Below are 1,125 nucleotides of genomic sequence, written 5' to 3' on the forward strand. Positions count from 1 at the left end.
TGGTCCGGCAGAAGGATCATGACCAAATCGGCCTTCTTGGCGGCCTCGGCGGCGTGGCGAAGCGTGACGGCTGGCCGGGGGGCGTGGCGGGTCCCATGACCTGCTCGCGCACCGGTGTGTCCAGGCCGCGAATCATCGCTTCCAGTTCCGCGCCGACGATCCGCACGCTGCTGATGCGCCGGTCGCGGTCCTTTTCGAGCATGCGGCTGATCAGGCTGACCAGCGCGGGCGGGACGTCGGGCCGCAGGCGGCTGAGGTCGGGCGCGGGCCGGGTCAGGATCGCCGTCAGGATCGCCCCGGTGCTTTCGGCTTTAAACGGCGGTTGGCCTGCCAGCGCTTCGTACAACATCACGCCGAACGACCAGATATCGGTCCGTTCGTCGAGCGGCAGGCCGTTGCACGCTTCCGGGCTGAGGTATGCGTACGTGCCGATCACCGATCCGGTTTGCGTCAGGCGGGTGCGGTCACCCAAATGCGCCACGCCGAAGTCGGTCAGGCGCGGCTCGCCGGTTTCGGTCAGCAGCACGTTGTCGGGCTTGATATCGCGGTGAATGATGTTCAAGCGGTGCGCGCGGGCCAACGCGTCGGCCAGATCCAGCGCGACGTTCAATACCTGCTCGACCGGCAGCGATCCGCGCTTGTCCAGCAGGGTGCGCAGCGATCCGCCGCCGACGTATTCCATGATCAGATAGTGGCGGTCGCCGTCCTCGACCGTATCGAGGATCGTGACGATGTTCGGGTGATTGAGCTGCCTGAGTGCTTCGCCTTCGCGCCGGAAGCGGTCCACCAGGTACGGGTTATCGGCCACGATATCCTGGTGCAGCAGCTTGATGGCGACAATCTGGCCGGTGTGTGTATCGAGGCCGCGGTAGACGTCGCCCATGCCGCCCCGCCCGATCATCACACCTAATTCATAGCGCGAGGCCACTAATCGACTCTGGCTCATATTCGTCTTCAAACACCCACTATCTTAGTGCTGGTCGGGGCGGCGCTCGCGTACAGTCGCGGTGAGCCGCCCGTCATGTAACGTAATATCAATCGATGTGCCTTCCGCCGCGTCCTGCACGCTCGTCACGCGGTGGCCGTCGCTCGTGCGCGCCACCATGGCGTATCCGCGCGCCAGCA

1 protein-coding gene is annotated in these 1,125 nt (G+C 65.2%); it reads right to left on the minus strand.

The annotated features are described in order from the left end of the window. Nucleotides 1-16: 16 nt before the first annotated feature. Complete coding sequence (locus V7116_RS16980) at nt 17-946, minus strand: serine/threonine-protein kinase (protein WP_324393148.1); 930 nt, start codon at nt 944-946, stop codon at nt 17-19. Between the last annotated feature and the right edge of the window lie 179 nt (nt 947-1,125).

It is taken from the genome of Aggregatilinea sp. (genome assembly GCF_036822615.1).
In the GTDB taxonomy this organism is placed as follows: Bacteria; Chloroflexota; Anaerolineae; order Aggregatilineales; family Aggregatilineaceae; genus Aggregatilinea.

Excerpts from the sequence above, each read along its gene's own strand:
- V7116_RS16980 (WP_324393148.1), bottom strand. The coding sequence starts at position 946 with ATGAGCCAGAGTCGATTAGTGGCCTCGCGCTATGAATTAGGTGTGATG.